The sequence below is a fragment of the Pseudomonas sp. 1D4 genome, assembly GCF_001728925.1.
Classification (GTDB): Bacteria; Pseudomonadota; Gammaproteobacteria; order Pseudomonadales; family Pseudomonadaceae; genus Metapseudomonas; species Metapseudomonas otitidis.
Map to the genome: position 1 here is coordinate 16,654 of NZ_LXJQ01000040.1, position 25,154 is coordinate 41,807.

Genomic DNA, 25,154 nt, shown 5'->3' on the forward strand with positions numbered 1-25,154 from the left:
GTCGACTCAGGTGTGTGCCGGGTCGATCACCGCAAAGCTGGCCACGGTCGGATGCCCGGCCAGCTCGCCGCCCTCGCGGGCCAGGCCGATGGTGGGGAGGCCGGCTTCGCGCGCCGCGTCCAGCTCCTGCACCACGTCGGAGAGAAACAGCACCTCCTCTGCCGACAGCCCGATGGCCTCGACGATACGGCGGTAGGACCCAGTCTCCCGCTTGGGGCCGCTGGTGGTGTCGAAGTAGCCGGAGAACAGCAGGCTCAGGTCACCCGCCTCGGAACAGCCGAAGATCAGCTTCTGCGCCTGGATCGAGCCCGAGGAGTAGACGTACAGCCGATAGCCCTCGGCGTGCCAGCGGCGCAGCGCCTCGACTGCATCCGGGTAGACATGACCCTTGAGCTGCCCGGCCCGGTAGCCCTGCTCCCAGACCATGCCTTGCAGCGCCTTGAGCGGGGTGGCCTTGCGGTCCTCGGCAATCCATTCCAGCAGGATCGCCACCACGCGCTCGACGCTGGCCTCGGGCTCGCCACTCTCGCGACGCACCGCTTCCAACTGCTCCGCCACGGCCGGCTCGGCGGCGTGCTCGCTGACGAAGCCCGGCAGGTGCCGGGCGGCATAGGGGAACAGCACGTCGAAGACGAAGCTCACGGCACTGGTGGTGCCTTCGATGTCAGTGAGGATGGCCTTGATGGGCATGCGGACTCCGGTATTTCGATATTCACTGGACCCGGCGCAATCGCAGGGATGGATGGACTCAGACAGGCGTACCGGGCGGGTGTGTCGGGTGGGCGTAGGGTGGGCTTCAGCCCACCACGTTCCCTGCACCGCCTACGACCTCAATCCTCCAACTGAGGAAAGCGCCTGGCGATGTCGTCCCCGGTGAACTGGGCAACCCAGCCCTCGGGATTATTGAACAGGCGGATGGCGACGAAGTGCGGCTCTTCGCCCATGTCGAACCAGTGGCGGGTGCCGGCCGGCACCGAGATCAGGTCGTTCTTCTCGCACCGCACGGCGTAGACGTAGTCGTCGATGTGCAGGGTGAACAGGCCGCGCCCGGCGACGAAGAAGCGCACCTCGTCCTCGGCGTGACGGTGCTCGTCGAGGAACTTGGCACGCAGCTCGGCCTTCTGCGGGTGGCTGCGGTCGAGGCTGACCACGTCCACCGTCACGTAGCCGCGCTCCTTCATCAGCGCGTCGATCTGTGGGCGGTAGGCGGCGATCACCTCGTCCTGGCTCGCCCCCGGGGCCAGCGGCGCGCTGGCCTGCCAGCGCTCGAAGCGCACGCCCACGGCCGCAAGGGTGGAGGCGATGTCGTCGACATGGGTCAGCACCTTGTTCGGCAGGTCGGGGCTGGACTCGTGGTAAACGGAAAGGCTGCTCATCGGTGTACTCCTGGTCGCCGGCTCCGGCTCTGCTGGCCGGTCGCACGGGCGGTCTGGGTCAAGGCTCCCTCGGCGGAGGGTGGCGTCAGCGGGCCTGCAGGGCGCGAACCTTCAGCTCGCACTCGAACAGGAACTCGAAGGCTTCGACCTGGCGCAGCGCGTCGCTCATGCGTGGGCCCCAGGTATAGAGGCCGTGGCCACGGATCAGGTAGCCGACGCACTCGGGGTGCGCGTCCAGCCAGGGCTGGACCTTGGCTGCCAGGCGGGCGATGTCCTGGTCGTTGTCGAAGATCGGCACTTCCACCTGGCTTTCATGAGTGGTCACGCCGCTGAAGGCCTTCTGCAGTTCATAGTCGGCGAACACCAGCGAGTCGCTCAGGGTCAGCCGCGAGAGCACGGTAGCATTCACCGAGTGGGTGTGCAGCACGGCGCCTATCCCGGGCTGCCAGCGGTACAGCTGGGTGTGCAGCAGGGTCTCGGCGGAGGGCTTCTTGCCGGGCTCCAGGCTGATGCCGTCGAGATCGGTGGCCAGCACGTCGTCCTCGCCGAGCTGGCCCTTGTGCTTGCCGGAGACGGTCAGCAGCGCCTGGTCGGCCGACAGCCGCGCTGAATAGTTGCTGCTGGTGGCCGGCGACCAGCCGCGGCCATAGAGGAAGCGGCCGGCCTCGATGATTTCACGGGTGAGTGTTTCGCGGTTCATGCCCGCTCCTCTTTCAATTGAGTGGCAATGATAACGGCAGCGGCCATGGCGGCCAGGCTGGCGATGACGAAGGTCCAGGAGGCGCCCAGGCTGTTCCAGCTGTAACCGGAGTACAGGGCCCCGAGCGCACCGCCGGTGCCGGCGAGGGCTGCGTAGAGCGCCTGGCCCTGGCCTTGCTGCTGCGGGCCGAACTGGCGTTGCACGAAATGGATGGCCGCCGCGTGGAAGCTGCCGAAGGTCGCCGCATGGAGCACCTGGGCGAACAACAGCACCGCGAGGTTGTCGGCGAGATGCCCCAGCAGCAGCCAGCGCAACGCGGCGAGCAGGAAGCTCGCGGCCAGCACCTGGCGAACCGGGAAGCGCGAGAGGATGCGCGCCATCGCCAGGAACATCAAGACCTCCGCCACCACGCCCAGCGCCCAAAGCTGGCCGATGAAGCCGCGCGGGTAGCCGAGGCTTTCCAGGTAGATGGTCTGGAAGGTGTAGTACGGGCCGTGGGAAAGCTGCATCAGCCCCACGCACAGGTAGAACGCCAGCACGCCGGGTTGCCGCAACTGGTCGAGGAAGCCGCCGCTGGCGCCCCCCTCCCGGGCCACCGGCGTGGCATTGGGCACCCACCAGCTGCTGAGCACGATGCCGGCCATGATGACCACCAGCGCCACCGGGTAGACGTCCAGGCTGAACACCTCGAACGCCTTGCCCAGGCCGACCACGGTGAGGATGAAGCCGATCGAGCCCCACAGGCGGATCTGGCTGTAGCGCGCCGCCTGCTCCTTGAGGTGCGCAAGGGTGATCACTTCGAACTGCGGTAGCACCGCATGCCAGAAGAAGGCGTGCAGGGCCATGATCATCGCCAGCCAGGCGTAGCTCTTGTCGACGAAGATCAGCGCGAAGGTGCACAGGGTGCAGAGCGCGCCCAGCCGCACGATGGCCAGGCGCCGGCCGCTGCGGTCGCCCAGCCAGCCCCAGAGGTTGGGCGCCACGCAGCGCATCAGCATGGGGATGGCCACCAGCTCGCCGATGCGCGCGGCGGAGAAGCCCAGGTGGGCGAAGTAGAGCCCGAGGAAGGGCGCCGTGGCACCCAGCAGGGCGAAGTAGAACAGGTAGAAGCCGGACAGCCGCCAGTACGGCAGCGCGCCGCCGGTCACAGCTGGCCGAGCACCGGGGTGCTGACGCGCACATCGGCGTTCTGCCCGCGATGGCGCAGCAGGTGGTCCATCAGCACGATGGCCATCATGGCTTCGGCGATGGGCGTGGCACGGATGCCGACGCAGGGGTCGTGGCGACCCTTGGTGATCACGTCCACCGGGTTGCCGTCGACGTCGATGGAGCGGCCCGGTGTGGTGATGCTGGAGGTGGGTTTGAGCGCCAGGTGGGCGACGATCGGCTGGCCCGAGGAAATGCCGCCGAGGATGCCGCCGGCGTTGTTGCTGAGGAAGCCTTCCGGGGTCAGCTCGTCGCGGTGCTCAGTGCCGCGCTGGGCAACGCACGCGAAGCCGGCGCCGATCTCCACGCCCTTCACCGCGTTGATGCTCATCAGCGCGTGGGCCAGTTCCGCGTCCAGGCGGTCGAAGATCGGCTCACCCAGGCCTGGCGGCACGCCTTCGGCGACGACGGTGATCTTGGCGCCGACGGAATCCTGATCACGGCGCAACTGGTCCATGTAGGCCTCCAGCTCCGGCACCTTGTCCGGGTCGGGGCTGAAGAAGGCGTTCTGCTCCACCGAGTCCCAGGTCTTGAAGGGGATCTCGATCGGGCCGAGCTGGCTCATGTAGCCGCGAATGCGGATGCCCTGGCCGGCCAGCCACTTCTTGGCGATGGCGCCGGCGGCGACGCGCATGGCGGTCTCGCGCGCCGAGGAGCGGCCGCCGCCGCGGTAGTCGCGGACGCCGTACTTGTGGTGGTAGGTGTAGTCGGCGTGGGCCGGGCGGAACAGGTCCTTGATCGCCGAGTAGTCCTTGGACTTCTGGTCGGTGTTGCGGATCAGCAGGCCGATGGAGCAGCCGGTGGTGCGGCCTTCGAAGACGCCGGAGAGGATTTCCACCTCGTCGGCCTCCTGGCGCTGGGTGGTGTGGCGGCTGGTACCCGGCTTGCGGCGGTCGAGGTCACGTTGCAGGTCCTCCAGGGAAAGCTCCAGCCCCGGCGGGCAGCCGTCGACGATGGCGACCAGCGCCGGGCCGTGGCTTTCGCCAGCCGTGGTGACGGTGAACAGCTTGCCGTAGGTGTTGCCGGACATGCACAGTGCTCCGCTGAAATGGGCCTCGAAGAAAGGCCGAGGAGTATACCTGCGGCGCCCGGCCAGTTCATCCACGAACCTTGCGCCGGTGCCGGCATCCAAGCCTGGCACGCCCACACGGATTCCCCCATGCCCCGACTGCTGTACACCCTGCTCGCCCCGCTGCTCTGCAGCCTTCTCCCACCCGCCACCGGCTTCGCCGCCCATACCGTGCTGCAGCGCCCCCTGGACCTGAACACCGGCACCGGCGTGCTCCACGGCACCCTGCTGCTGCCAGGCGGCAAGGAGCCGCCCCCCGTCGCGTTACTGGTGGCCGGTTCCGGCCCCACCGACCGCAACGGCAACAACCCCATGGGCGGGCGTAACGACAACCTTAAGAAGCTCGCCGAGCTGCTGGCGCGAAACGGCATCGCCAGCCTGCGCTTCGACAAGCGCGGCATTGCCGCCAGCCACGACGCCGGCCCGGACGAACGCCAACTGAGCCTGGACGGCTACGTGGACGACGCCGTCGCCTGGGCACGCCAGCTCAGAGCCGACCCCCGGTTTTCCAGGCTGATCCTGATCGGCCACAGCGAAGGCGCGCTGATCGCCAGCCTGGCCGCGCCACGCACCGGGGCCGCCGCCCTGGTGGTGATCGCCGGCAGCGGCCGGCCCTTCGACCAGTTGCTGATGGAACAACTGCGCCAACGCCTGCCGCCTCCACTCCTGGCACGGAGCGCCGCGATCCTCACGGCCCTGCGCAACGGCCAGACCATGGACGAGGTTCCGCCACCACTGATGGTGCTGTTCCGACCCAGCGTGCAGCCCTACCTGATCTCGCTACTGGCCCACGACCCGGTTGAGGCTTTCGCAGCAGTGAAGATCCCCGCACTGATCCTGCAGGGCAGCCACGACATCCAGGTCGGCGTTGCCGATGCCGAGGCCCTGAAGGCGGCGAAGCCCGACGCAGAACTGGCAATCATCGGCGGCATGAACCACATCCTGCGCATCACACCGGCCGGTATCCAGGAGCAGTTGGCCTCCTATAATGCCGCCGAGCTGCCGCTGGCTCGCGAGCTCGGCCAGCACCTGCTGGCGTTCATCGCCGCCCTGCCCTCCAGCCCGCCGCCTGGCGGCCGATAACCGGATCACACCGCGCCTGCAACAGGAAAGTCCGATGAGCGACACCGACACCCCGCCCCCCGAGGCCCTGGACCCCACACCCGTGGTGGTGCCACCGCACCCCTGGGCCGACCTGGAGCCGGAGAACCACCTGCTGCTGAGGCTCGCGCCGCTGCCGGCCGACCCCGCCACAGGGCCCCGACCACTGCGCTTCATCGAGCTGGGCGAGGTGGAGCGGCACAGCCCCGACCACAGCCTGCTGGTGCTCAGCCTGAACCTGCCAGGGCAACTCATGCGCAAGGAGCAGAACCGCCTGGAGGTCTGGGCCGATCACCGCAGCAAGGAGGTCCGCTTCGGCCCCGACGACGGCCTTCGACTGGAGCCCCAGAACCGCGGCCTGGGACGCTTCCTGCTGGCCCGAGGCATCCACTGGGCACGACGCCAGTGGGCCCACTACCGGGTCGAAGGGGGCGCACTGCCGAACACCCTGGCCGCCTCGGAAGACATCCGCCAGCGCCGTGACCATGTGCTCAAGGCCCAGGGATTCGAAGTCACCTACCAGGACCCGCTGCAACTGCACGCCAACTACGGCGCCGGTCGCGTCAGCGAGCTGCTGGATGACTGGAACAAGGAGAAGGTGCAGGTCATCGGCCTGCTGGACGCGGCCAACATGCTGCAGCAGGCCGACCACAACCTGCATCAGCAGGAAATCCAGGTCCGCAAGCTGGAGGACCGCGTCGCCGAGCTCAAGCGCGACGACAGCGGCCTGCGTTTCACCATCACCTGCCTGGTGGTCTTCGCCGTGTTCCAGGCCGGCTTGCTGATCTGGATCGCCACCCACTGAGGGGCATGCCCAAGAACCACCTGCGTTGCCAATGCGGCATCGCCTCAGTTTTCAGAGACGCGGCGACCGGGGGCGACCCTTTCAGCCCGTCAGGCGGGCGCGGAACAGGTCCTGGTGCTCACGGCACTGGCGGGCACTCAACAGGAACACGCCATGCCCGCCCCGGGCGAACTCCAGCCAGGTGAAGTCCACTTCCGGGTACAGCGCCTCCACATGCACCTGGCTGTTGCCCACCTCGACGATCAGGGTGCCCTGCTCAGTCAGGTGGTCGGCGGCCTCGGCCAACATGCGCCGCACCAGGTCGAGCCCATCATCACCGCAGGCCAGGCCCATGGCGGGCTCATGGTGGTACTCCTCGGGCATGTCGGCGAAGTCTTCCGCATCGACATAGGGCGGATTGGACAGGATCAGGTCAAAGCGCTGGCCGGGCAGGCCGTCGAAGCCGTCGCCCTGGACGGTGTAGACGCGGTCGTCCAGTTCGTGGCGTTCGATGTTCTGGTTGGCCACTTCCAGCGCATCGAAGGACAGGTCGGCCAGCACCACCTCCGCCTCGGGGAAGGCGTGGGCGGCGGCAATGCCGATACAGCCGGAACCGGTGCAAAGGTCGAGAATGCGCGCCGGCATGTGCGGCAGCCAGGGCTCGAAGCCCTGCTCGATCAGCTCGCCGATGGGCGAACGGGGCACCAGCACGCGCTCGTCGACCACGAACGGCAGGCCGCAGAACCAAGCCTCGCCCAGCAGGTAGGCAGCCGGTACGCGCTCGTGGATGCGGCGCCTCAGCAGCGCCTGGACATGCTCGCGCTCGTCATCCTCCAGGCGGCAGTCCAGGTAGCTGTCGGCAATTTCATAGGGCAGGTGCAGGGCGCCGAGGACGAGCTGGCGGGCTTCATCCCAGGCGTTATCGGTGCCATGGCCGAAGAACAGGTTCTCCCCATGGAAACGACTAACGGCCCAGCGGATGTGGTCGCGCAGGGTGCGCAGGCGGGATTCGGACACGACGCTCTACCTCTAGGAACGGGACGCGAATTCTACACCCGACCGCTCGAGGCTTGCGACGCACCTAGGGATCTTCCCTGCGCTCACGACGCAACTCGCGCAGCACGGCGATGGCCACGGCGCAGGCGAACAGCAGCCAGAAAGAGGGGGGAAGATCAGACAGGCTATTCATGCGGCAACTCCTTGCACACGGCGACTTCGACTCCATCCGAAGAGCTCCGATGGTGCGCCCGGCGGGAGGGTTCCCGCAAGAGGATTGCGCGACATGGTTCACTTATCGCGTCACTCGGCGGACAATAGCGGCCTACGCCGTACCGGAGATTCGCATGTCTGCTCCCAAATCCATGTTCCAACTCAGCGGCCGGGGCTACCCGCCGACCACCCTGAGCAACGCCACGCTGGTCATCATCGACGTCCAGGAGGAGTACCGCAGCGGTGTCCTGGCACTGCCCGGCCTCGACGCGGCACTGGAGGAGATCGCGACCCTGCTGGCCGCCGCTCGCGCAGCCGGCACCCCTGTCGTACACGTCAAGCACCTGGGTGTGCCGGGTGGCCTGCTGGACCCCCAGGGCGAGCGTGGTCAGCAGATGCCCGAAGCCGCCCCGCTGCCCGGCGAGGTGGTCGTCGAGAAGCGCCTGCCCAACGCCTTCGCCGGCACCGACCTGCACGATCGCCTGCAGGAGATCGGCCACCTGGACCTGATCGTCTGCGGCTTCATGACCCACTCCAGCGTCAGCACCACCGTGCGCGCCGCCAAGGACTACGGCTACCGCTGCACCCTGGTCGCTGCCGCCTGCGCCACCCGTGACCTGCCCACCCCTGACGGCGGCGTGATCAGCGCCGACGAGATGCACCGCGTCGAGGTCATCGCCCTCGCCGACAACTTCGCCAGCGTCGTACCCAACGCACGCGCCCTCGCCTGAGGCAACGCCTCACCGCAAAGCCGGCCCTCTCCTATCGGGCGAATGGCAGGAACCCCACCCGCTGGTTCCGGTCATACGCCCGATCAAGACGAGGAACACCGGATGAAACACCCCGATGGATTCGACGCCCGCCGCCTTCGCCCCCATGCGCCCCGGCACCTGGGCTGGCGGCTGCTGGCCGGCTGTGCAGCCCTGATCGCCACCCTGGGCATCCTCCTGGCGATGGCCGGCTCGGCCACCCTGCTCGGCCGTCCGCCTGCGCTCGGCCCACTGAACGACAGCACCGGCGCCGCGCTGACCCTGCTGGTCACCGGCCTGTTGCTGCTGGCCTTCGGCGTTGGGCTCTGGCGCCATGCACGGTGGCGCTTCCGCCGGCGCAGCAACCTGGACCTGTCACCCCGACTGATGAAGAAACGCCACTGACGTCGCCCCGCCTCACGGGTAAACTGGGCAGCCGCTGTGGAGGCCCTCATGCAAGACGACGATTTTTCCCTGTTCAGCCAGCAGATGCGTGGCGTCAAACGCATCCAGCACGACCGCGCCGATGTCGGCAAGCCGCGTGCCGACCGCCAGCAGGTCGTCAGTCGCCGGCAGAACGCCACCCAGGCGGGCACCAGCACCAAGGTGGACGGCCTGTCCGACCTCTTCGTGATCGACGTGGGTGCCGAGGATGAGCTGCACTGGGCCCGCGACGGCGTCCAGGAAGGCCAGATGCGCAAGCTCAAGCAGGGCCAGATTGCCTTCGAGGGCAGCCTCGACCTGCACGGCATGACCGTGGAGAAGGCCCGAGAGACCCTCTGGGACTTCCTCGCCGAGGCCGCCAAGCTGGAAATCCGCTGCGTGCGCATCACCCATGGCAAGGCGGCGCGCCTGGATGGCAAGCGCCCGCTGATCAAGAGCCACGTCAACACCTGGCTGCGCCAGCATCCCCAGGTGCTCGGCTTCACCTCCTGCCTGCCGCGCCACGGCGGCACCGGTGCCCTCTACGTGATGTTGCGCCGCACCATGCTCGAAGGCCGCGACGAGTAGACGTGACCAGCGCCGCCCGGCACCGGGCGCCCCCTCGGCTCAGCGCCCCAGCGTGGAACTGAACTGGCGGATGGCTTCCACCACACGCTGGGCACCTTCCTGGATTTCCAAGATCGCCTGGCCCGCATGACTGGCCAGTTCCACCCCCTGCTCCACCTTCTCGCGGCTGCTTTCCATGCTCTGGACCGCCTCCTGGGACAGCTCATGGTTGCGCCGTACAACGTCGACGATCTCCACCGTCGCCTGAGCCGTGCGTACCGCCAGGTTGCGCACCTCCTCGGCCACCACGGCGAACCCGCGCCCCTGCTCGCCGGCCCGTGCCGCCTCGATGGCGGCGTTCAGCGCCAGCAGGTTGGTCTGATCGGCGATACCACGGATGGTCTGCACGATACTGCTGATCTGGTCGGACTGCTGGCTCACGGCCGAAATGCCGCTGGCCGCCCGGTTCAATTCGCCAGCGATGCCCTGCACCACGTCCACCGTGCGCCGGACCACCTCGGCACCGCGCTGCGCACCACCGTCGGTCTGCAGGGATATCTCATAGGCCAGGCGCGCAGCATCGGACTCTGCCTGCTGGTGCAGCACCTGCTCGGTCACGTCCGTGGCCAGCTTTACCACCTTGCAGAGGGTGCCGTTGGCGTCGAACACCGGGTTATAGGTGGCGCGCAGCCAGACCACATCCCCGCGCTTGTTGACCCGCTTGAAACGGCCCGTGAAGAACTCGCCGCGATTCAGGCGCTCCCAGAACTGCGTGTACTCGGGCGATGCCGCGTCCTCCCGGGTACACAACTGCCGGTGATGGCGCCCACGGATCTCGTCCAGGCGATACCCCATCAGGCTCAGGAAATTCTCGTTGGCGGTGAGCACCTCCCCCCGCAGGTTGAACTCGATCACCGCCATGGAACGGTCAATGGCACTGATCAGGCTCTCCTGCTGCTGTTCACGCAGCACCTGGGCAGTGATGTCGGTGGCCAGCTTGAACACCCCGATCACCCGCCCGGCCGTGTCACGCACCGGGTTGTAGCTGGCCTCGAGCCATAGCTCGCGCCCCTGCTTGTCACGCCGGCGGAAACGGTCACGGATGAACTCGCCCGCCGCCAGACGCTCCCAGAAGCGGCGGTACTCGGTGCTGTTGGCATAGGCCGGCTCGCAGAACATGCGGTGGTGCCGACCCTGCACCTCCTCCGGGCGGTAGCCGACCGCGGAGAGGAAGTTCTCGTTGGCGGACACGATGGTGCCATCCGGCAGGAACTCGATGACCGCCATGGAGCGTTCGACGGCGCTACGGCGCGCCAGAGCCTGCGCGAGCTGGGCTTGGCACTCGGCCAGTTCGCGCTTGAGGGATGACTGGAACATCGGGAAGGACCTCGAAAACGGCATGAGGATAGAAAGAACGGCACAGGTATCGGCAGCCCAAGGATGGGCTGAAGCGATGGACACTCGAAGATTGCTATCGCCGCGATGGCCGACTGCCATCAGACGGTGGAACGGCCAAAGAAGTTCGGCAAGCACGGGCAGGCGCAGTACAATCGCCGCCGAACGAAACGCGACCATGTGCCGGGTGGCCGTGCGGAAGCCGCCGTCAGAGCGTCCCGCCCCCACCGCGTGCGATGCAGCCGTAAGGGCTGCCCCGGCAACAACCGGGCCCGATGGGCATGCCAATGGTCCGCCTACATCCACTCGATTCTGGAAGCACCATGGACTCTAGCCCCGACAAACTGGCAAGCCACTACACCGCGATCCTCGGCCAACTGGGTGAGGACGTGAACCGCGAAGGCCTGCTGGACACCCCCAAGCGCGCTGCCAAGGCCATGCAGTACCTCTGCCGCGGCTACGAGCAGACCCTTGACGAGGTGATCAACGGCGCCCTGTTCACCTCCGACAACAGCGAGATGGTGCTGGTGAAGGACATCGAGCTGTACTCCCTGTGCGAGCACCACCTGCTGCCCTTCATCGGCAAGGCCCACGTGGCCTACCTGCCCAACGGCAAGGTGCTGGGCCTGTCCAAGGTGGCGCGCATCGTCGACATGTTCGCCCGCCGCCTGCAGATCCAGGAGAACCTCACCCGGCAGATCGCCGAAGCGGTGGAGCAGGTCACCGGCGCCCTGGGCGTGGCCGTGGTGATCGAGGCCCAGCACATGTGCATGATGATGCGCGGCGTGGAGAAGCAGAATTCCTCGATGATCACCTCGGTGATGCTCGGCGAATTCCGCAACAACGCCGCGACCCGCAGCGAGTTCCTCAACCTGATCCGCTGAGGGATCGCCCACGAAAAAACCGGCCCAGGGCCGGTTTTTTTATTTAGAGCCCCGGAAGACGACCCGCTAGAAGCTGCGCCCATCCACCTTGCGCACCTGCAGCGCATCCGGATCGACGCCCTCCAGGCAGCGCACGTTCACCGCCGCCATGGCGTTGCCCTGGGGATCGGAAGCCTCGCCGAACGGCGCGCAGCCGCAGGTGCCGCAGAAGTGATGGGCAATCTGCATGCGATTGAAGCGGTAGGTAGACAGGTCGGACTCGGGCGTCTCCAGCACCAACTGGGCGCGCGGGACGAACCACAGCAGGTAGCCACGCTTGCTGCACAGCGAGCAGTTGCAGGCCATCACCTCGGTGATGGGGCTGCCCTCGACCTCGAATGCGACACGGCCGCAATGGCAGCCACCCCGGTATTTCATCTGCATGCCTCCAGGCCCGGAACGGACCCGGAGGACGTTAGACCCGGGCTGCCCTGCGCGCCATGCCGGCCACGTGCCGCCTCAGCCGATGCTGACGTGACGCGGATGAGCCGCCACCCGCGCCATCCAGGCCTGGATGGCAGGGAAGCCGGAGAGGTCGAAGCCGCCCTCTTCCGCCACATGGGTGTAGGCGTACAGGGCGATGTCCGCGATCGAATAGGTATCACCCACCAGGTACGGCGTGCGGGAGAGCTGCTGCTCCATCACCCGCAGGGCCTTGTAGCCGCGCACCAGGCACACCTGGTACTCCTCGGCGCGCTCGACCGGCATGCCCTGGTAGCGCTTGATGAAGCGCGCCACCGCCACATAGGGCTCATGGCTGTACTGCTCGAAGAACTGCCACTGCAGCACCTGGGTGCGCAGGCGCGGCTCGGTGGGCAGCAGGTCGCTGCCCTCGGCCAGGAAGTTGAGGATGGCGTTGGACTCCCACAGGGTGGTGCCGTCCTCCAGCTCCAGGACCGGAATCTTGCCGTTGGGGTTGAGCGCCAGGAAGGCCTCGCTCCGGGTCTCACCCTTGAGGATGTCCACCGGCACCCACTGATAGGGCTGCCCCAGCAGCTCGAGGATCAGCTTGACCTTGTAGCAGTTGCCGGAAATCACATCACCGTAAACCTTGTACATCGCCCGCTCCTCGATCAGACGGCCTGGGCGGCCTGGGCTTCCCGTACCACGCTGGCCAGCCGACGCAGCCCCTCGCCCAGGCGCTCCGGCGCCACATGACTGAAGTTCAGGCGCAGGTAGCCGGGGTGGTTGTCCGGGTCGATGAAGAACGGCTCGCCCGGCATGAAGGCGACATTCTGATCCAGCGCCGGCTTCAGCAGGGTGCGGGTATCCAGCGGCTGCTTGAGGGCCAGCCAGAAGAACAGCCCGCCCTGGGGCACTTCCCAGGTGGCCAGGTCGCCGAAGTGTTCTTCCAGCGCCGTCTGCATGGCATCGCGGCGCACGCGGTAGAAGTCACGCAGCTCGGCCAGGTGGCCCCGGTACTGCTCACTGCCCAGCCATTGCAGGGCCTGCCATTGGCCGATGCGGTTGGTGTGCAGGTCGGCGGACTGCTTCAGGCGCAGCAGGTAGGGGAACAGGTCCGGGCTGGCGATCAGGAAGCCCACGCGCAGGCCCGGCAGCAGGGTCTTGGAGACGGTGCCGGTGTAGATCCAGCTGGCCTTCTTCAGGCGGCTGACGATGGGGGTGGCGCTGCCGCCATCGAACACCAGTTCGCGGTACGGCTCGTCTTCGATCAGGGTCACGCCGAACTCGTCCAGCAGCGCCGCCACGGCGTCGCGCTTGGCCTCGCTGTAGCGCACTGCCGAGGGGTTCTGGAAGGTCGGGATCAGGTAGGCGAAGGCCGGCTTGTGCTGCTCCAGGCGCTGGCGCAGGGAGGCCAGCTCGGGGCCGTCGGCCTCCTGGGCCACGGCGATACAGTCGGCTCCGAACAGTTGGAACGCCTGCAGCGCGGCCAGGTAGGTCGGCGCCTCCAGCAGCACTTCGGTGCCCGGGTCGATGAACAGCTTGGACGCCAGGTCCAGGGTCTGCTGGGAGCCGCTGACGATCAGCACCTGACTGGCATCGCAGGGCACACCCAGCGCGCGCGCCTCGGCGGCCACCGCCTCACGCAGGGCCGGCTCGCCCTCGCTCATGCCGTACTGGCCCATGCTCGCCGGCATATCCGCCCACTCCACCTTCGGCAGCATCGGCTCGGCCGGCAGGCCACCGGCGAAGGACATCACCTCCGGGCGCTGCGCCGCAGCGAGGATTTCACGGATCAGGGAGCTTTTCAGGCGGGCGATGCGTTCGGAGAAGGCCATGGATGTCACCGGGTGCGAAGGCGTGGGAATTGAGTCAAACTGCTTGACCGAAACTACGATGCCCGGGATGGATACGTCAATATGCTTGACCTTAAAAACCCCGCCGTCCAGCACGCTGCCATGGAGGCCTTCTTCTTCGGCTACCAGGCTTTCACCAGCAAGCCCGACGAGATGCTCGCCCGTCGCGGGCTGTCGCGGGTACACCACCGCATCCTGTTCTTCATCGCCAAATACCCGGGGCTGAGCGTGAAGGAAATGCTCGGCTACCTCGGCGTGAGCAAGCAGGCGCTGAACACGCCGCTGCGCCAGCTCATGGAGATGGACCTGGTGCAGAGCAGCACCGCCGACGACGACAAGCGCAAGCGCCAGCTAGGGCTGACGGCAGAAGGCTCGAAGCTGGAGAAGAGCCTGCGCCGGGAGCAGGCCCGCCTGCTGGAGCGGGCCTTCGGCGAGGCCGGGGCCGATGCGGTGGAAGGCTGGCTGAAGGTCAACCAGACCCTGGGCGGCGCCCGCCAGGATGAGTCGGAAGGCACCTGAGGCGCCTCAGCGCCCGCCCTCCAGTTCCCGTGCACCCCGGAAGAACACCAGCGCCGTGGCCACCACCGACACCAGGGCCGGCAGCGAACTGAACGCGGCCAGCAGCAGTGAAGCCAGCATCACACCCGTGACCAGGATCGAACCGGCCACGACCCGGAACGACGGGTAGGAATCCGGCACCTTCACCAGGCGCACACCGAGCCAGATACACCCCACCCCGCACAGCACCATGCCCGCACCGTAGAGCGCCGCTTCCCACCCGAAGCTCGCCAGTCGCTCCCCCACTGCCATGAGCCACACCTGCAGCAGCACGCTGGATACGACCACGACCCAGGTGGGCCAGGTCAGGCCAATGGCAGCAAAACGCGCCTCGGCAAAGGCCTTGAAGCGCAGGGACACATAACTGCCCAGCAGCACCAGGGAAAGGCCCGACCAGTCGGTAAAGGCCACCGGCAGCTCGACGCCGAACCAACCGATCGACACCGCGCCCAACAACAGCATCAGGTTGCCCAGGAAGCCGACCAGGGACAACCAGCCCAACAGCCTGAGCTGGCCGGCACTCCACTCCGGCAACGGGCGCGGCGCCTCCGGCTGGAGCAGTTCGACCTGGGGTGGTGCGTAGGGGTTCTCGTCCATCACTGGGCTCCTGATTCAACTGACCGGCACAGTAGCGGTGCACACAGGCGACGTCACGCGACTGTATCGCTTTTTGCGCGCATCGCTGTACGGGGCGCGGCGACGCGTCACGCCGTAGGCTTTCCCCTCCAAGAAGAGAGACCTGCCATGAGCCTGGAACTGCTGCTCGCCTTTGCGCTGTTTGCCCTCGTCACCTCCATCACCCCAGGCCCCAACAACATGATGCTGCTCGCCTCAGGGGTCAATTTCGGCATCCGCCGCAGCCTGCCGCACATGCTCGGCATCAGCATCGGCTTCATGGTGATGGTCGCCGCGGTGGGCCTGGGGCTGCATCAGGTCTTCGAGCAGATTCCCCTGCTGTACAGCCTGCTGCGTTATGGCGGCGCAGCCTATCTGATCTACCTGGCCTGGAAAATCGCCGGCTCCGGCGCCCCCGACGACGCCAAGGGCGAGGCGCGCCCCTTCACCTTCCTCCAGGCGGCGGCCTTCCAGTGGGTCAACCCCAAGGCCTGGGTCATGGCGATCGGCGCCATCACCACCTACACCCCGCAGGAGAACTTCGTCACCAACGCCCTGCTGATCGCCGTCCTGTTCGCCCTGATCAACTGCCCCAGCGTCGGCCTCTGGACCGTCGCCGGCAGCCTGCTGCGCCACTGGCTGTCCTCGCCACGGGTGCTGCGGGCGTTCAATATCGGCATGGCCGTTCTGCTGGTGGCCTCGCTCTACCCCATCCTCGTCGACTTCAAGGGAACGCACTGATGTCAGACTCCGGCACCGCCCTGCCCCGTCTGCGCCCACTGGCCGACTCCTCGCCGTCGGCGGTGGTGGCCGGCTTCATCGCGATGCTCACCGGCTACACCAGCTCCCTGGTGCTGATGTTCCAGGCCGGCCAGGCCGCCGGCCTCTCCAGCGGGCAGATCGCCTCGTGGATCTGGGCCCTGTCCATCGGCATGGCCATCTGCAGCATCGGCCTCTCGCTGCGCTACCGCACGCCGATCACCGTGGCCTGGTCCACCCCGGGCGCAGCGCTGCTGATCACCAGCCTGCCCGGGGTGCCCTACTCCGACGCCATCGGCGCCTTCGTCGTCTGCGCCATCCTGCTGACCCTGGTGGGGCTCACCGGCGGCTTCGAGCGGCTGATGCGGCGCCTGCCGGGCTCCCTCGCCGCCGCCCTGCTTGCCGGCATCCTGTTCAAGATCGGCAGCGAGATCTTCATCGCCGCCCAGCACCGCACCGCCCTGGTCCTGGCGATGTTCTTCAGCTACCTGCTGTTCAAGCGCCTGCAGCCACGCTATGCGGTGCTCGCCGCGCTACTGGTGGGCTGCATCACCGCCGGCGCCCTCGGCCTGCTGGACTTCAGCGGCTTCCACTTCCACCTGGCGCAGCCGGTGTGGACCACCCCGACCTTCTCCCTCACTGCCATCATCAGCATCGGCCTGCCGCTGTTCATCGTGGCGATGGCCTCGCAGAACATCCCCGGCATCGCCGTGCTGCGTGCCGACGGCTACCAGGTGCCGGCCTCGCCCCTGGTCTCGGCCACCGGCTTCGCCTCGCTGCTGCTGGCGCCCTTCGGCTCCCACGGCATCAACCTGGCCGCCATCAGCGCCGCCATCTGCACCGGCCCCCACGCCCATGAGGACCGCAGCAAGCGCTACACCGCCGCCATGTGGTGCGGGGTCTTCTACGGCATCGCCGGTACCTTCGCGGCCACCCTGGCCGCCCTGTTCGCCGCCTTCCCCAAGGAACTGGTGCTCTCGGTGGCGGCTCTGGCGCTGTTCGGCTCCATCAGCAACGGCCTCACCGTGGCCATGCAGGAGCCCAGGGAGCGCGAGGCCGCACTGGTGACCTTCATGGTCACCGCCTCCGGCATGACGCTGCTGTCCATCGGCTCGGCCTTCTGGGGCCTGGTGGCCGGTGTGCTGACCCTGCTGATCCTCAACGTCAGGACCGGGCGGGACTGACCTGCCCCGTAACGGAAAAGGCGCCCAGGGGCGCCTTTCTCGTGTGACCGCGCGATGGCTCAGACCACCGTCGCACCACCGTCCACCACCAGCGAATGCCCGGTGGTGAACCCCGCGACGTCGCTGCACAGGTAGAGCACCGCACCGGCGATCTCCTCCACCTTGCCGATGCGCCCCACCGGGTGCATGGCAGCGGCGTACTCGCCCTTCTTCGGGTCCGCCTCGTAGGCACGGCGGAACATGTCGGTGTCGATCACCGCCGGGCATACCGCGTTCACACGCACCTTCTTCTTCGCGTACTCCACGGCGGCCGACTTGGTCAGGCCGATGACCGCGTGCTTGGAGGCAGCGTAGATGCTCATCTTCGGTGCCGCGCCAATGCCCGCCACCGAAGCGGTGTTGACGATGGCGCCGCCACCCTGTGCCAGCATCTGCGGGATCTGGTGCTTCATGCACAGCCACACGCCCTTGACGTTGACGCCCATGATCGCGTCGAACTCGTCCTCGTTGCCGTCGGCCAGCTTGCCCTTCTCGATCTCGATACCGGCGTTGTTGAATGCGTAGTCGAGGCGACCGTAGGCCGCGACCGTGCCTTCTACCAGCGCCTTCACCTCGGCATCCCGGGTCACGTCGCAACGGATGAAGGTGGCCTCGCCACCCGCCTCGCGGATCAGTTGCACGGTGGTCTCGCCGCCGACCACATCCACGTCGGACACCACCACCTTGATGCCTTCAGCGGCAAAGGCCTGTGCAGTAGCGCGGCCGATGCCATTGCCGGCGCCGGTGACCAGGGCGACCTGGCCGGAGAATCTCGTGCTCATCGATGCAACCTCGGATGCTGTGGAAATCGCTGGGAGTCTAGCCAGTCGGACCGGAACGGCGTCAGCATCATCAGGCCGCTGTAGAGAGCAGCATCCAGACGGATGATCAAGGCCACCCCCATGGATCATCCGGATTCATGCCGTGGCATTCCTCGCGACAACGAACCTTGCCCTGGCCGGCCTGCCCGACTAAACCGGTGGGTCTCACCCATTCGGAGTCCCCTGCCATGTCCCTGATCAACCGCCAGTTCCTGCTCGCCAAGCGCCCCGTCGGGCCCGCCACCCGCGACACGTTCAACTTCGTCGAGACGGCCGTTGGCGAACCTGGACCCGGTCAGGTGCTGGTGGAAAACCTCTACCTGTCCCTCGACCCGGCCATGCGTGGCTGGATGAACGACGCTAGGTCCTACATCCCCCCGGTGGGCATCGGCGAGGTGATGCGCGCCCTCGGCGTGGGCAAGGTGATCGCCTCCAACCACCCGGACTTCGCCGTGGGCGACCACGTCAACGGCGCCCTGGGTGTGCAGGACTACTTCCTCGGCGAGCCGCGCGGCTTCTACAAGGTCGACCCGAGCAAGGCGCCGCTGCCGCTGTACCTCTCCGCCCTGGGTATGACCGGCATGACCGCCTACTTCGCCCTGCTGGAGGTCGGCGCGCCCAAGGCCGGCGAGACCGTGGTGCTCTCTGGCGCTGCCGGCGCGGTGGGCAGCGTGGCCGGGCAGATCGCCCGTATCAAGGGCTGCCGCGTGGTCGGCATTGCCGGTGGCGCCGACAAGTGCCGCTTCCTGGTGGACGAGCTGGGCTTCGACGCCGCCATCGACTACAAGGCCGAGAACGTCGCCGAAGCGCTCAAGCGCGAGTGCCCCAAGGGCGTGGACCTGTACTTCGACAACGTTGGCGGCGACATCCTCGACGCCGTGCTGACCCGCCTCGCACCCAAGGCCCGCATCGTCATCTGCGGCGCCATCAGCCAGTACAACAACAAGGAAGCGGTGAAGGGCCCGGCCAACTACCTGTCGCTGCTGGTCAACCGTGCCCGCATGGAAGGCTTCGTGGTGATGGACCACGCGGCGAAGTTCGCCGATGCCGCCCGCGAGATGGGCGGCTGGATGGCCAGCGGCCAACTGAAGAGCAAGGAAGACGTGGTGGAAGGCCTGGAAACCTTCCCCGAGACCCTGTCCAAGCTGTTCGACGGCGGCAACTTCGGCAAGCTGGTGCTCAAGGTCCGCTGAGACCTGGCGGGGGTCGCTACGCGGCCCCCGCTATGCCTGCAGCCAGCGCCCCAAGTCTTGCGAAACCGGCCTCACGCAGGCCAGGTCCACCCTGTCCAACCCCAACCAGCTCGCCATCTCCACCAGGCAGCGGCCCAGCTCGGCCAGGGCCGGCTCCGGCAGGCCGCCGGCCTCCTCATGCACCGCCAGCACCTTCAGGCTGCTGCCCTGCCGGTCAGCACGCAGGTCGACCCGCGCCACCAGGCGATCCCCCAGCAGGAACGGCAGCACGTAGTAGCCATAGCGGCGGCGATCGGCCGGGGTGTAGAGCTCCAGCCGGTAGTGGAAGCCGAACAGCCGCTCGGTGCGGCTGCGCTCCCAGATCAGCGAATCGAAGGGCGACAGCAACGCCGCTGCGCGAACCCGCCGGGGGATGATCGGCTCACCGGCGCAGTAGGCCGGCTGTGTCCAGCCACGCACCTGGGTCGGCAGCAGCTCGCCAGCCTCCACCAGCTCCGCCAGGGCTCGCCGGGCATCGGCCACCTCCAGGCGGAAGTAGTCGCGCAGGTCCTTCTCCGTCGCCACGCCCAGGGCGCGTGCGGCATGCAGCAGCAGCGCGCGCATCGCCGCATCGGGCGTCGGCTCCGGGGTGTTCAGCCATTGCGCGGGAATCACCCGCTCCGGCAGGTCGTACAGGCGCTCGAAGCCGCGCCGGCCAGCCACCGTCACCTCGCCAGCGGCGAACAGCCATTCCAGCGCGTTCTTCTCATCGCTCCAGTCCCACCAGGGGCCGGCCCGCTCGGTGCGGGTGCTGAGTGCACCGGCTCCGCTTGCGCCGTCCGTGCGGATGGCCTGCAGCACCCGCTGGATCACGTCCTGCCGTTCACGGCCGAAACGCGCCAGCATGGCGTAGATACCCTGCCCGGCGGCCGAACGCGCCATGCGCCAGCGCATCAGCGGGTAGAAGGACAGCGGCAACAGCGACGCCTCGTGCCCCCAGTACTCGAAGAAGCGCCGCTGACGCCCGCCGCTCCAGGCCATCGCATCCAGCGCCGCGGCGTCGTAGCCGCCCAGGCGGGAAAAGAACGGCAGGTAATGGGAACGCACCAGGGCATTCACCGAATCGATCTGCACCACGCCCAGCCGCTCGGCCAGCGACGCCAGGTGCGGGGGCCGCACCGCGCCACGGGGCGCCCGGGTGAACCCCTGGGCCGCGAGCACCAGACGCCGTGCCTCGCTCGCGCTCAGCGCCAGCGTCGCTCCACTCATGCCACGGGGCTCACGGCAGCCGGCGCCGGGTGGGCGTGACGGAAGGTGAAGGCCTCCGGCCCTGCGCCCTCCTCCTGCAGCCGGGCCAGGCGCCGGGCGGCCTCGTGCACGTCCGGCCGGTGACCCGCCGGTACCCACCAGAGCACCTGGTGGGCCTCACCGAGGCGATCGAACCACTCGCCCCGGCGCTTGAGCATCTCGGTGTGGGCGCCCTGGTAGGTGAAGGCCTTCAACGAATCCAGGTCCCGCCAGAGCGAGAGGTTCACCACCACGTCATCGCCGAACGGACGCAGCGCGGTGGCATCGCCCGACTCGTCCTGCAGCCGCCAGAGGTAGCCGGGAGACGCCTCCGCGAGGCCGTTGATGCGGGCCAGGTTGGCGACGAAATCCGCCATCACCGGCGAATCCAGCGGGGCTTTCATGCGGGCGATGTTCAGTTGTGCCAGGTGATGCGTCATGGGCGGGTCCTTACAAGTCCAGGGTCAGGGTCTGCATGACCTGGGCAGCGCCACCGGCCATCAGCCGCAGGATGGCGTCGCGCTCCAGATCGAACTCAACGGTGATCAGGCTCGGCGACGGCGGCTGCATCAGGTGGCCCTGCTCGATGCGCAGCACCGGCTGCTTCAGCCCGACGCGGTCGTGCAGGTAGCAGGCCAGCGGCCCAGCCGCCATGCCGGTGGCCGACTCCTCGGCAATGCCGTAGCGCGGCGCGAACATCCGCGCTCCGGCGTGCCGGTCCGGCTGGCGGGTCTGCTGTGAGAAGGCGTACACGCCTACCAGGTCCAGCGCTTCACTGAGCTGCTCCAGGGCGGGCGTGTCGATGCGAATGCCGGCCACATCGGCTTCGCTGCGCAGCGGCACGATCACGAAGCCCAGCCCGGTGCTCACCCGCTCCACCGGCAGGCCATCGGCCAACTGCGCCGGCACGAGGCCCAGGGCCTGCAGCAACTGCGCACGCTGGCCGTCATCCAGCAGTTGGTAACGCGGCGCGGCCTGCTCCATGAAGACCTGCTCGCGCTCCACGAACACCGAGCGCCGGCCGTCGATGGTCTCCTTCGCCGAGGTGCCGGGAGCGACCCGTCCCAGCTCCCGCAGCAGCGAGAAGGTGGCCACCGTGGCGTGGCCGCAATGGGCCACCTGGCGGTTGGGGGTGAAGAACTCCAGCTTGAACGGTGCCACCTCGGAGGCGGAGACGAAGGCCGTCTCGGACAGGCCGACACGGGCCGCGATGGCCTGTTTCTGAGCGGTGCTGAGCGCGTCGGCGTCCAGCACCACGCCGGCCGGGTTGCCGCCCACCGCGCCATCGGTGAAGGCGTTGACGATCCTGACTTCTATGTGCATGGGGCTTCCTTGTTCGATGGTCGTTTGCGTCGGTGGGTTACTTGGCCAGGGGATCATCCCAGAAAGGCCGTTCGGATTCGCGCATGACATCGGCGCGGGACAGGCCCAGGTCCTTGAGCATCGCGTCGCTGGCCTGGGCCAGGTCGCGGCGTTGCCGGTACAGCCGGAACCAGCGCTTGAGACGGGCCAGTAGCGTGCGCCCCGCCACCGACAGGCGCAGTGAGTACGGCTGCACAATGGCGACATGCTGGGTTGGACTTTTCATCGCGTGGCCCTCCTTGTGGGTTGGCGGCAGTTTCCGGTGGCGGCTAACATCAATCCAACGAATGTTTCTTATGCATCACATCTTGGGAATTGATGAATGAGCTACCCCGCCATCGACACGGAACTGCTGCGCACCTTTGTCGCCATTGCCGACCACGGCGGCTTCACCCGCGCGGCGGAAGCCGTCAACCGCACCCAGTCGGCAGTGAGCATGCAGATGAAGCGGCTGGAGGAAGACGTGCTGGAGCGCACGGTGTTCGAACGGGAGGGGCGCAATGTGCGGCTGACGGCCGAGGGGCAGATCCTGCTCAGCTATGCGCGACGCATCCTCAAGCTGCATGGCGAGGTGATGACCACCCTGCGCGAGCCGCACATGGTCGGTGCCTTGCGCATCGGCACGCCGGATGACTACGTGATGCGCTTCCTGCCCGGCATCCTCTCGCGCTTCGCCCAGGCCTACCCGCTGGTGCAGGTGGAGGTGCATTGCGACTCGTCCTCGCAGCTCATGCAGCGCCAGGACCTGGACCTGACCATTCTCACCCGCGCGCCGGGCACCGAGATCGGCGAGCTGTTGCGCCAGGAGCGCTTCGTCTGGGCCGAGGCCGTCGGCCACAGCCCCCACGAGCAGGCGCAGATGCCGCTGGCGATGTTCAACACCGATTGCTTCTGCCGGGCCTGGGCCTGCAATGCCCTGGACACTCTGGGCCGGGCCTACCGCGTGGCCTACACCAGCCCCAGCCTGTCGGCGATCATGGCCGTGGTCAGCGCCGGCCTGGCGGTCACGGCCCAACTGCAGAGCCTGATCACCGCCGACATGCGCATCCTCGGCGAGGCGGAAGGCCTGCCCCTGCTGCCCAGCTGCAGCATCGTGCTGATGCGCAATCCACGCAGCACCTCGCCGGTGACCGATACGCTGGCCGAACACATCATCGAGGGGTTCCGCCTGTAGGCCCGATCACTCGATCGCCAGCAACACGGCACACACCAGCAGGAACACGCAGAACGCCGTGCGCAACACCCGCTCGGGCAGGGCATGGGCCAGACGCACGCCCCAACTGATGCTGAGCAGGCCGCCGAAGGCCAGGGGCACGCCCATGGCCCAGTCGACGTGGTGATTGAGGCCGTAGGTGAGCAGGGTCACGGCGGTGCTGGGCGCCGCCAGGGTCAGCGACAGGCCCTGGGCAACCACCTGAGTGGTGCCGAACACGCTGGTGAGCACCGGCGTGGCGATCACCGCCCCGCCCACCGCGAACATCCCGCCCATGGTGCCCGCCGCACCACCCAGCACGCCCAGCCACGGCCAGGGATGGCGCAGCTCGGCACTGGCCGTGGTCTTGGCCATGAACATGCGGGCGAAGTTGTAGGCCGCCAAGGCCAGCAGGAACACCACGAATGCCAGGCGCATGCTCTGGGCGTCCATTCGCACCGCCACCAGCGAGGCCAGCCAGGCGCAGCCGACGCTGGAGGCGGCCAGCAACAGCGCATGGCGCGGATCGATGCGGTTGCGCTGGTGGTAGCGCCACAGCGCCAGCAGCACGTTGGGCACCACCATCACCAGCGCCGTGCCCTGGGCCAGTTGCTGGTCCAGGCCGAACAGCACCCCCAGCGCGGGGATGGCGATCAGCCCGCCGCCGATGCCGAACACACCGCCCACCGTGCCCAGGCAGGCCCCCAGCGCCACATACATCGCGATCGACAACAGATCCATGGAGCCTCCCATCCGAATTGGCGCGCATGCTACGCAGCCCTGGCTGGTGGGGAAACGCACAGCGGCGCACAATGGCTTTGCGCAATTCGCACAGGCAACCCCATGTACCCCGACGCCCTCACCGAACAGCTCGCGCTGTTCCTCGATGTACTCGACGCCGGCAGCTTCTCCGCCGCCTCGCGCCGCCACCCCCTGACACCCTCGGCCGTGGCCCGCCGCATCGACGGGCTGGAGAAGGCCCTCGGCAGCACCCTGTTCATCCGCAGCACCCACGCGGTGCGCGCCACGCCCGCGGGCCTGGCCTTTGCCGAACGGGCAAAGCGCATCCTCGCCGAGCTGCGTCTGGCCCGGGCTGAGGCCGTGTCCCTGAGCAGTGCCCCGGAAGGGCTGATCCGCATCGACGCCCCCGCCCCGTTCGGCCGCCGCCACCTGGCCCCGGCCATCGCCGAGTTCCTGGTCACCTACCCCGGGCTTGACGTGCAACTGCGCCTGATCGACAGCTTCGTCGACATGCACGGCACCCACCTGGGGGAGGTCGACCTGATATTGCGCATCGGCCCACTGGCCGACACCCGGCTGGTGGCCACCCCACTGGCGCCCATGGTGCGCATCCTCTGCGCCAGCCCGGAGTACCTGAAGCGGCGCGGCGTGCCGCGCAACGTCCGTGAACTGGAGGAGCACGAAGGCCTCGACTGGGACGCCCTGGCACCGCCCTACGCCTGGCGTTTCGAGCTGGACGGGCGGTTGCAGATCGTCCGCCCCAAACGCATGCGGATGACCGCCAACAATGCCGAAACCCTGCTGTTCGCCGCCGTGGCCGGGCTCGGCGTGGCCCACCTGCCCACCTGGCTGATCAGCGACTACCTGGTGCGCGGCGAACTGGTGCCGCTGTTCTGCGACGAGGGCCTGCCGCCGCCGGAGCCCAGCGGCATCTACGCGTTGCGACTGGAAGGGGAAGCCAGCTCGCGGAGCCGGCTGTTGCTGGAGTTCCTCAAGAACCGTTTCGGCCCGGAACCGCCCTGGGACCTGGCCCTGCGGGGCGGCCTCGGTCGCGGCTGACTCAGGCCGCCAACTGGACCACGCGGGTGCCGGCGGTCAGGTCGTGCAGGCAGCGGCGGTCGCTACGGAAGATGAACAGGTAGTTCACCAGCAACACCAACCCACCGAGCAGCGGGATGTAGGCGATCAGCCCCCAGAGCAGGTAGCGCTTGAGGTACATCGGGACCCAGTCCGGTTTGTGGCCGTTCTGGTCGACGATGGCGATCTTCAGCAGGCGCTTGCCCACGGTCTGGCCGTAGCGACTGAGGAACACCCCGTTGACCGCAAGGAAGGCAGCGATCCCCAGCACGGCGCCCACGGCCTGCTGCCCGAAGCCGGGCTGCACGCCCGAGGTGATGCCGTCATAGACCCCGAAGACGAAGCCCAGGGGCAGGCAAACGAGGATCAGGATGAGGCTGTCGATGATCGCAGCGCCCAGGCGGGTGCCACGGGGCGCCAGCGGCAGGCCGCCGACGGTTTCCTGGGTGAGCGGAGCCTGGGGCGCCTGGTAGGGGTTGTTCTGCGGGTCGGTCATGTCGCACTCCTTGGCGCACGAGGGAAAACGCCAAGTGTGGCCGCTTCCTGCCAGGCTGCAAACAGCCCGTGCCCTGTTTTGCCCGCGAAAG

General features: G+C 67.8%; 29 protein-coding genes and 2 pseudogenes. 12 read left to right on the forward strand and 19 right to left on the reverse strand.

Annotated features, from left to right (window positions below; genetic code table 11):
- Nucleotides 1-6: 6 nt before the first annotated feature.
- The 5 genes from mtnC to aroC form a co-directional block, all read right to left on the reverse strand.
- Nucleotides 7-690, reverse strand: a complete 684-nt coding sequence (gene mtnC, locus A7D27_RS19050; RefSeq protein WP_069565756.1) for an acireductone synthase — start codon at nt 688-690, stop codon at nt 7-9.
- A 140-nt stretch (nt 691-830) separates the two neighbouring features.
- Nucleotides 831-1,376 (reverse strand): acireductone dioxygenase, encoded by a 546-nt coding sequence (locus A7D27_RS19055; protein WP_069560485.1) that lies wholly within the window; start codon nt 1,374-1,376, stop codon nt 831-833.
- Nucleotides 1,377-1,461: 85 nt separating this feature from the next.
- Nucleotides 1,462-2,076 carry a methylthioribulose 1-phosphate dehydratase gene (locus tag A7D27_RS19060; RefSeq protein WP_069565757.1) on the reverse strand — a complete coding sequence of 205 codons (615 nt, stop codon included), beginning with the start codon at nt 2,074-2,076 and terminating at the stop codon, nt 1,462-1,464.
- Nucleotides 2,073-3,224, reverse strand: coding sequence for an MFS transporter (locus tag A7D27_RS19065; protein ID WP_069560487.1), 1,152 nt, complete (start codon nt 3,222-3,224; stop codon nt 2,073-2,075). Before A7D27_RS19065 ends, A7D27_RS19060 begins: the two co-directional genes overlap by 4 nt.
- The gene (aroC, locus tag A7D27_RS19070) at nt 3,221-4,312 is read right to left on the reverse strand and encodes a chorismate synthase (RefSeq protein ID WP_069560488.1); all 1,092 of its coding nucleotides are present in this window, start codon (nt 4,310-4,312) and stop codon (nt 3,221-3,223) included. The genes A7D27_RS19065 and aroC overlap by 4 nt, the downstream gene beginning before the upstream one ends.
- A gap of 129 nt (nt 4,313-4,441) precedes the next feature.
- On the opposite strand from aroC, the gene A7D27_RS19075 reads away from it, so the two are divergent.
- Nucleotides 4,442-5,434, forward strand: a complete 993-nt coding sequence (locus A7D27_RS19075) for an alpha/beta hydrolase (protein ID WP_083265702.1) — start codon at nt 4,442-4,444, stop codon at nt 5,432-5,434.
- A 34-nt stretch (nt 5,435-5,468) separates the two neighbouring features.
- Nucleotides 5,469-6,257 (forward strand): N-acetyltransferase, encoded by a 789-nt coding sequence (locus A7D27_RS19080; RefSeq protein WP_069565758.1) that lies wholly within the window; start codon nt 5,469-5,471, stop codon nt 6,255-6,257.
- An 81-nt stretch (nt 6,258-6,338) separates the two neighbouring features.
- Here the strand turns inward: A7D27_RS19080 and prmB are convergent, their stop codons facing one another.
- Nucleotides 6,339-7,253, reverse strand: coding sequence for a 50S ribosomal protein L3 N(5)-glutamine methyltransferase (prmB, locus tag A7D27_RS19085; protein WP_069565759.1), 915 nt, complete (start codon nt 7,251-7,253; stop codon nt 6,339-6,341).
- Nucleotides 7,254-7,579: 326 nt separating this feature from the next.
- Here prmB and A7D27_RS19090 point away from each other — a divergent pair, with 326 nt between their 5' ends.
- From A7D27_RS19090 to A7D27_RS19100, 3 genes are all read left to right on the forward strand, one after another.
- Nucleotides 7,580-8,176 (forward strand): cysteine hydrolase family protein, encoded by a 597-nt coding sequence (locus tag A7D27_RS19090; RefSeq protein WP_044399773.1) that lies wholly within the window; start codon nt 7,580-7,582, stop codon nt 8,174-8,176.
- A 102-nt stretch (nt 8,177-8,278) separates the two neighbouring features.
- The gene (locus tag A7D27_RS19095) at nt 8,279-8,599 is read left to right on the forward strand and encodes a hypothetical protein (protein WP_069565760.1); all 321 of its coding nucleotides are present in this window, start codon (nt 8,279-8,281) and stop codon (nt 8,597-8,599) included.
- Between the two features lie 48 nt (nt 8,600-8,647).
- Nucleotides 8,648-9,205, forward strand: a complete 558-nt coding sequence (locus tag A7D27_RS19100; RefSeq protein WP_069565761.1) for a Smr/MutS family protein — start codon at nt 8,648-8,650, stop codon at nt 9,203-9,205.
- Nucleotides 9,206-9,244: 39 nt separating this feature from the next.
- On the opposite strand, the pseudogene A7D27_RS29210 reads toward A7D27_RS19100, so the two are convergent.
- Both A7D27_RS29210 and A7D27_RS29215 read right to left on the reverse strand, forming a co-directional pair.
- Nucleotides 9,245-9,595, reverse strand: a pseudogene (locus A7D27_RS29210) (methyl-accepting chemotaxis protein); the annotation flags it as partial.
- Between the two features lie 192 nt (nt 9,596-9,787).
- Nucleotides 9,788-10,759: pseudogene (locus A7D27_RS29215) on the reverse strand (PAS domain-containing protein); the annotation flags it as partial.
- A gap of 143 nt (nt 10,760-10,902) precedes the next feature.
- On the opposite strand from A7D27_RS29215, the gene folE reads away from it, so the two are divergent.
- Nucleotides 10,903-11,463: a GTP cyclohydrolase I FolE gene (folE, locus tag A7D27_RS19110; RefSeq protein ID WP_069560493.1), complete on the forward strand. Its 561-nt coding sequence runs from the start codon at nt 10,903-10,905 to the stop codon at nt 11,461-11,463.
- Nucleotides 11,464-11,529: 66 nt separating this feature from the next.
- On the opposite strand, the gene A7D27_RS19115 is transcribed toward folE, so the two are convergent.
- The 3 genes from A7D27_RS19115 to A7D27_RS19125 all read right to left on the reverse strand — a co-directional run bounded on the left by A7D27_RS19115 (nt 11,530) and on the right by A7D27_RS19125 (nt 13,742).
- Nucleotides 11,530-11,880: a GFA family protein gene (locus A7D27_RS19115; protein ID WP_069565763.1), complete on the reverse strand. Its 351-nt coding sequence runs from the start codon at nt 11,878-11,880 to the stop codon at nt 11,530-11,532.
- Between the two features lie 81 nt (nt 11,881-11,961).
- On the reverse strand, nt 11,962-12,561 hold the full coding sequence (locus A7D27_RS19120) for a glutathione S-transferase family protein (RefSeq protein WP_069565764.1): 600 nt from the start codon (nt 12,559-12,561) through the stop codon (nt 11,962-11,964).
- Between the two features lie 14 nt (nt 12,562-12,575).
- Complete coding sequence (locus tag A7D27_RS19125) at nt 12,576-13,742, reverse strand: PLP-dependent aminotransferase family protein (protein ID WP_069565765.1); 1,167 nt, start codon at nt 13,740-13,742, stop codon at nt 12,576-12,578.
- 81 nt (nt 13,743-13,823) lie between these two features.
- On the opposite strand from A7D27_RS19125, the gene A7D27_RS19130 reads away from it, so the two are divergent.
- Entirely contained in the window at nt 13,824-14,279 is a 456-nt protein-coding gene (locus A7D27_RS19130) for a MarR family winged helix-turn-helix transcriptional regulator (protein ID WP_069560497.1), read from the forward strand.
- Between the two features lie 6 nt (nt 14,280-14,285).
- Here the strand turns inward: A7D27_RS19130 and A7D27_RS19135 are convergent, their stop codons facing one another.
- Nucleotides 14,286-14,915, reverse strand: coding sequence for a hypothetical protein (locus tag A7D27_RS19135; RefSeq protein ID WP_083265703.1), 630 nt, complete (start codon nt 14,913-14,915; stop codon nt 14,286-14,288).
- A 147-nt stretch (nt 14,916-15,062) separates the two neighbouring features.
- Here A7D27_RS19135 and A7D27_RS19140 point away from each other — a divergent pair, with 147 nt between their 5' ends.
- On the forward strand, nt 15,063-15,674 hold the full coding sequence (locus tag A7D27_RS19140) for a LysE family translocator (protein WP_069565766.1): 612 nt from the start codon (nt 15,063-15,065) through the stop codon (nt 15,672-15,674).
- Nucleotides 15,674-16,876: a benzoate/H(+) symporter BenE family transporter gene (locus A7D27_RS19145; RefSeq protein WP_069565767.1), complete on the forward strand. Its 1,203-nt coding sequence runs from the start codon at nt 15,674-15,676 to the stop codon at nt 16,874-16,876. The genes A7D27_RS19140 and A7D27_RS19145 overlap by 1 nt, the downstream gene beginning before the upstream one ends.
- Before the next feature lie 59 nt (nt 16,877-16,935).
- Here the strand turns inward: A7D27_RS19145 and A7D27_RS19150 are convergent, their stop codons facing one another.
- Nucleotides 16,936-17,697, reverse strand: coding sequence for an SDR family oxidoreductase (locus A7D27_RS19150; protein WP_069565768.1), 762 nt, complete (start codon nt 17,695-17,697; stop codon nt 16,936-16,938).
- A 227-nt stretch (nt 17,698-17,924) separates the two neighbouring features.
- Between A7D27_RS19150 and A7D27_RS19155 the strand changes: the two genes are divergently transcribed.
- Nucleotides 17,925-18,929, forward strand: a complete 1,005-nt coding sequence (locus A7D27_RS19155; RefSeq protein WP_069565769.1) for an NADP-dependent oxidoreductase — start codon at nt 17,925-17,927, stop codon at nt 18,927-18,929.
- A 30-nt stretch (nt 18,930-18,959) separates the two neighbouring features.
- Here the strand turns inward: A7D27_RS19155 and A7D27_RS19160 are convergent, their stop codons facing one another.
- The 4 genes from A7D27_RS19160 to A7D27_RS19175 are packed head-to-tail and all read right to left on the reverse strand — an operon-like array spanning nt 18,960 to nt 21,783.
- Entirely contained in the window at nt 18,960-20,177 is a 1,218-nt protein-coding gene (locus A7D27_RS19160; RefSeq protein WP_069565770.1) for a winged helix-turn-helix domain-containing protein, read from the reverse strand.
- Nucleotides 20,174-20,635, reverse strand: a complete 462-nt coding sequence (locus tag A7D27_RS19165; protein WP_069565771.1) for a DUF3291 domain-containing protein — start codon at nt 20,633-20,635, stop codon at nt 20,174-20,176. The genes A7D27_RS19160 and A7D27_RS19165 overlap by 4 nt, the downstream gene beginning before the upstream one ends.
- A gap of 10 nt (nt 20,636-20,645) precedes the next feature.
- Nucleotides 20,646-21,518 (reverse strand): PhzF family phenazine biosynthesis protein, encoded by an 873-nt coding sequence (locus tag A7D27_RS19170; RefSeq protein WP_069565772.1) that lies wholly within the window; start codon nt 21,516-21,518, stop codon nt 20,646-20,648.
- Nucleotides 21,519-21,555: 37 nt separating this feature from the next.
- A complete protein-coding gene (locus A7D27_RS19175) occupies nt 21,556-21,783 on the reverse strand; it encodes a DUF1127 domain-containing protein (protein ID WP_069565773.1) in 228 nt (75 codons plus the stop codon).
- Between the two features lie 96 nt (nt 21,784-21,879).
- Between A7D27_RS19175 and A7D27_RS19180 the strand changes: the two genes are divergently transcribed.
- On the forward strand, nt 21,880-22,731 hold the full coding sequence (locus A7D27_RS19180; protein ID WP_069565774.1) for a LysR substrate-binding domain-containing protein: 852 nt from the start codon (nt 21,880-21,882) through the stop codon (nt 22,729-22,731).
- Between the two features lie 6 nt (nt 22,732-22,737).
- Here the strand turns inward: A7D27_RS19180 and A7D27_RS19185 are convergent, their stop codons facing one another.
- Nucleotides 22,738-23,490, reverse strand: a complete 753-nt coding sequence (locus A7D27_RS19185; RefSeq protein ID WP_069565775.1) for a sulfite exporter TauE/SafE family protein — start codon at nt 23,488-23,490, stop codon at nt 22,738-22,740.
- 102 nt (nt 23,491-23,592) lie between these two features.
- On the opposite strand from A7D27_RS19185, the gene A7D27_RS19190 reads away from it, so the two are divergent.
- Entirely contained in the window at nt 23,593-24,549 is a 957-nt protein-coding gene (locus A7D27_RS19190; protein WP_069560508.1) for a LysR family transcriptional regulator, read from the forward strand.
- Nucleotide 24,550: 1 nt separating this feature from the next.
- Here the strand turns inward: A7D27_RS19190 and A7D27_RS19195 are convergent, their stop codons facing one another.
- On the reverse strand, nt 24,551-25,063 hold the full coding sequence (locus tag A7D27_RS19195; RefSeq protein WP_069565776.1) for an RDD family protein: 513 nt from the start codon (nt 25,061-25,063) through the stop codon (nt 24,551-24,553).
- Between the last annotated feature and the right edge of the window lie 91 nt (nt 25,064-25,154).

Bases quoted from the DNA above. Each gene is read 5' to 3' on its own strand.
- mtnC (WP_069565756.1), bottom strand. From the start codon at position 690: ATGCCCATCAAGGCCATCCTCACTGACATCGAAGGCACCACCAGTGCC.
- A7D27_RS19055 (WP_069560485.1), bottom strand. From the start codon at position 1,376: ATGAGCAGCCTTTCCGTTTACCACGAGTCCAGCCCCGACCTGCCGAAC.
- A7D27_RS19060 (WP_069565757.1), bottom strand. From the start codon at position 2,076: ATGAACCGCGAAACACTCACCCGTGAAATCATCGAGGCCGGCCGCTTC.
- aroC (WP_069560488.1), bottom strand. From the start codon at position 4,312: ATGTCCGGCAACACCTACGGCAAGCTGTTCACCGTCACCACGGCTGGC.
- A7D27_RS19075 (WP_083265702.1), top strand. From the start codon at position 4,442: ATGCCCCGACTGCTGTACACCCTGCTCGCCCCGCTGCTCTGCAGCCTT.
- A7D27_RS19080 (WP_069565758.1), top strand. From the start codon at position 5,469: ATGAGCGACACCGACACCCCGCCCCCCGAGGCCCTGGACCCCACACCC.
- A7D27_RS19090 (WP_044399773.1), top strand. From the start codon at position 7,580: ATGTCTGCTCCCAAATCCATGTTCCAACTCAGCGGCCGGGGCTACCCG.
- A7D27_RS19095 (WP_069565760.1), top strand. From the start codon at position 8,279: ATGAAACACCCCGATGGATTCGACGCCCGCCGCCTTCGCCCCCATGCG.
- A7D27_RS19100 (WP_069565761.1), top strand. From the start codon at position 8,648: ATGCAAGACGACGATTTTTCCCTGTTCAGCCAGCAGATGCGTGGCGTC.
- folE (WP_069560493.1), top strand. From the start codon at position 10,903: ATGGACTCTAGCCCCGACAAACTGGCAAGCCACTACACCGCGATCCTC.
- A7D27_RS19115 (WP_069565763.1), bottom strand. From the start codon at position 11,880: ATGAAATACCGGGGTGGCTGCCATTGCGGCCGTGTCGCATTCGAGGTC.
- A7D27_RS19120 (WP_069565764.1), bottom strand. From the start codon at position 12,561: ATGTACAAGGTTTACGGTGATGTGATTTCCGGCAACTGCTACAAGGTC.
- A7D27_RS19125 (WP_069565765.1), bottom strand. From the start codon at position 13,742: ATGGCCTTCTCCGAACGCATCGCCCGCCTGAAAAGCTCCCTGATCCGT.
- A7D27_RS19130 (WP_069560497.1), top strand. From the start codon at position 13,824: ATGCTTGACCTTAAAAACCCCGCCGTCCAGCACGCTGCCATGGAGGCC.
- A7D27_RS19135 (WP_083265703.1), bottom strand. From the start codon at position 14,915: ATGGACGAGAACCCCTACGCACCACCCCAGGTCGAACTGCTCCAGCCG.
- A7D27_RS19140 (WP_069565766.1), top strand. From the start codon at position 15,063: ATGAGCCTGGAACTGCTGCTCGCCTTTGCGCTGTTTGCCCTCGTCACC.
- A7D27_RS19145 (WP_069565767.1), top strand. From the start codon at position 15,674: ATGTCAGACTCCGGCACCGCCCTGCCCCGTCTGCGCCCACTGGCCGAC.
- A7D27_RS19150 (WP_069565768.1), bottom strand. From the start codon at position 17,697: ATGAGCACGAGATTCTCCGGCCAGGTCGCCCTGGTCACCGGCGCCGGC.
- A7D27_RS19155 (WP_069565769.1), top strand. From the start codon at position 17,925: ATGTCCCTGATCAACCGCCAGTTCCTGCTCGCCAAGCGCCCCGTCGGG.
- A7D27_RS19160 (WP_069565770.1), bottom strand. From the start codon at position 20,177: ATGAGTGGAGCGACGCTGGCGCTGAGCGCGAGCGAGGCACGGCGTCTG.
- A7D27_RS19165 (WP_069565771.1), bottom strand. From the start codon at position 20,635: ATGACGCATCACCTGGCACAACTGAACATCGCCCGCATGAAAGCCCCG.
- A7D27_RS19170 (WP_069565772.1), bottom strand. From the start codon at position 21,518: ATGCACATAGAAGTCAGGATCGTCAACGCCTTCACCGATGGCGCGGTG.
- A7D27_RS19175 (WP_069565773.1), bottom strand. From the start codon at position 21,783: ATGAAAAGTCCAACCCAGCATGTCGCCATTGTGCAGCCGTACTCACTG.
- A7D27_RS19180 (WP_069565774.1), top strand. From the start codon at position 21,880: ATGAGCTACCCCGCCATCGACACGGAACTGCTGCGCACCTTTGTCGCC.
- A7D27_RS19185 (WP_069565775.1), bottom strand. From the start codon at position 23,490: ATGGATCTGTTGTCGATCGCGATGTATGTGGCGCTGGGGGCCTGCCTG.
- A7D27_RS19190 (WP_069560508.1), top strand. From the start codon at position 23,593: ATGTACCCCGACGCCCTCACCGAACAGCTCGCGCTGTTCCTCGATGTA.
- A7D27_RS19195 (WP_069565776.1), bottom strand. From the start codon at position 25,063: ATGACCGACCCGCAGAACAACCCCTACCAGGCGCCCCAGGCTCCGCTC.